At 74.9% G+C, this 2,497-nt stretch carries 1 protein-coding gene; it reads right to left on the minus strand.

What is annotated here, in order from left to right:
* Positions 1-74 precede the first annotated feature (74 nt).
* On the minus strand, positions 75-2,497 hold a 2,423-nt coding region (locus tag E2E34_RS33360), incomplete at its 5' end, for an NACHT domain-containing protein (RefSeq protein WP_138905573.1).

The raw sequence follows: 2,497 nt of genomic DNA on the forward strand, positions 1-2,497 counted from the left end.
GGTCACGGGTCTGCTCATGGCAGGAGCATCCCGGACGGGCGTGGCGGGGGGAAGGAGGCGCGTAGCGGGCGTGGTCAGTCGACGGTGACGGCGCCCAGACCGGTCACCTCGACCGCCGGCCCGAGTACGTCCAGCCCCTGGAGCCGGCCGCCGCGGTCCCCGAACGGGACGCAGATGCGCCGCAGGCCGGGCAGCGCGGCCAGCTCCGGCACGACCAGGTGCTCGCCCGGCGAGGTCACGGTCAGCGTGTGGAGCGAGGGGAAGAGCCGGGTGACGGCCCGCCCGACCCCAGGGGGGAGGTCCCCGCGCAGGATGAGCTGCTGGACCGAGGGTGCGGTGAGGGAGTCCGGAGCCGACGCCAGGAACGCGGCGTACAGGTGCAGGAGCCGCAGGTCGGGCAGGAGCGCGATCTCCCGCCAGTCCGCCGCGCCCTGCGGGCCGCCGTGCTTTCCGAGCGTCAGCACCTGGAGCCGCCGGAGCCTCCCGAGCCCTTCCAGGCCGCCGGGCAGCGGGCTCGCCGGCTTCAGGTTCACATCGGTCAGCGGCGCGGCGGCGGACAGGCCCGACACCGGCGGGAGGCCGGCGCCGCCGAGGCGCACGGTGGTGAGCCCGCTCAGCGACGACAGGACGCCGAGGTCCCCCCGGCGGACGTCGTCCAGGTAGAGGGAGGTCAGGCGGGTGCCCTCCAGCGCCGAGAGGTCCGTGAGCGCCGGACAGTCGGAGATGTCGAGGTGGCGGAGACCCTCCTGACCCCGGAGGAACGCGAGGGACGTGAGGTTCTCGTTGTCCCGGATCCTGACGCTCTCCAGGGCGGCCGTACGGGCGTACGCGCCGAGCCCGTCCGCCGCGAGGTCGCCCCTGGCTTCGAGCCACGGGCGGCCGCCGAGCCGGGTCAGGGCCGTCAGCTGCGCGTCCGAGGTGACCGTGAAGAACAGACCGCGCGGGTCGAGGTGGGCGATGACCTCGTCCGCGTACTGCTCCGTGTCGAACCGGCCCCAGGACCAGACCAGTTGGGAGCGGACCGCGTTCGCCGGGTGGGCGCGGAAGCGGGCCAGGAACGGGATCGCGGCATCCGAGCCGACGTGGGAGGCGGCGACGACGACGAGCGCCGCCTCGTCGTCGCCCACGGCCTCGGGCCCCGGCAGCAGGTCGAGGATCACCGGCCCGGCAGCGGCGAGTTCGCGCGCGGACGGGGCGTCGGCAGGGGGGATCAGCGCCGACGCGCGGCTCTCGACCTGCCGGCGTACGGCGGGGTCGAGTTCGGCGGCGTGCTCCAGGCAGGCCGCGGCCAGCAGGTGGACGCGGGCCCGTCCCGGCGGGTCCGCCCGGGAGTCGCCATATGCGAGGAGACCGGTGAAGAACTCGGCGCGCTCGCGTGGCCGCGCGTGGGCCACCGACATGCGGACGACGTCCTCCCACTGGTCGTCCGCCGCGTGCCGCACGAGCACTCCGAAGTCGCCCTCGTCGACGGCGGCCCGGGCGCCGAGGAAGTCCTGGAAGGTGCGGTGGACGAACTCGACCGTCCCCGGGGCGGGTTGCCGGAGCAGTCCGCTGCGGTGCAGGAAGTGGTCGAAGACCGCGCGCGCGTCGCCGACCGCTGCCATCTCCGGGACGGCGGGCAGGCTGTCGGCGATGACGCTCTCCGCCCGCGAACGGTCCATCTGGGTACGGCCGTTGCGGATCAGCCAGTACGCGAGGCGCTGGAGCAGCTGGATCTGGGGCTCTTCGCGCAGTTCCGGTACGTCCATGTCCCGTTCGCGGTCGCGGCGCACCAGCAGCATCGACAGCGCGGCCGTGTAGAGGTCCTTGCGCCCGAGCGGCAGGAAGCCGCGGCGGTCGCGGTGCAGGGCGCAGATCAGGCCGCACATCAGAGGGTTGGTGGCCAGGCGGCCCAGGTCGGCCTTCGCCCGTACCGCCGCGAGGAGCTGGTGCTCGTACCCGCCGAGGGCCGCGTCCTCGTCCGGCGAGCCGGTACGCGCCGCCGTGTGCCAGCGCCCGATGAACGCGGCCACGTCGGCGGGGCGCATCGAGGACAGGGTCAGTTCGGTGAAGTCCTCGTCGGCCAGCCAGTCCTCGCGCACGGCCGAGGGGCGGGACGTGACCAGCCAGCGGTTGCCCGGGTAGGCGTCGATGAGGTCGGTGAGCCAGGCGCGGGTACGGGCGCGCTCGGTGTCGGGGATCTCGTCGATGCCGTCGACGAGGACCAGCGCGCGGCCCGCCGCCAGGACGCGTGCCTCCCAGCCGGCCGGCTGCTCCCCTGCCAGCGGGGAGCCGACGGCGCTCAGGAAGTCCTTGGGGGCCGGCAGGCGCTCGCCGTGGCGGGTGAGCGTGCGCAGGGGGAGGACGAAGGGGACGCGGTCGCGCAGGTACGCCATCCGCTCGTCCAGTTCCTGGCGGGCGGCCGAGACCGCCAGCCACTGGACCAGTGTGGTCTTGCCGGAGCCGGCCTCGCCGCGCAGCAGGACGCGGGCGTGGGCGGCGAGGGCCTGGTCGGCGG

Source organism: Streptomyces albidochromogenes (assembly GCF_005981925.1).
GTDB classification, from domain to species: domain Bacteria; phylum Actinomycetota; class Actinomycetes; order Streptomycetales; family Streptomycetaceae; genus Streptomyces; species Streptomyces albidochromogenes.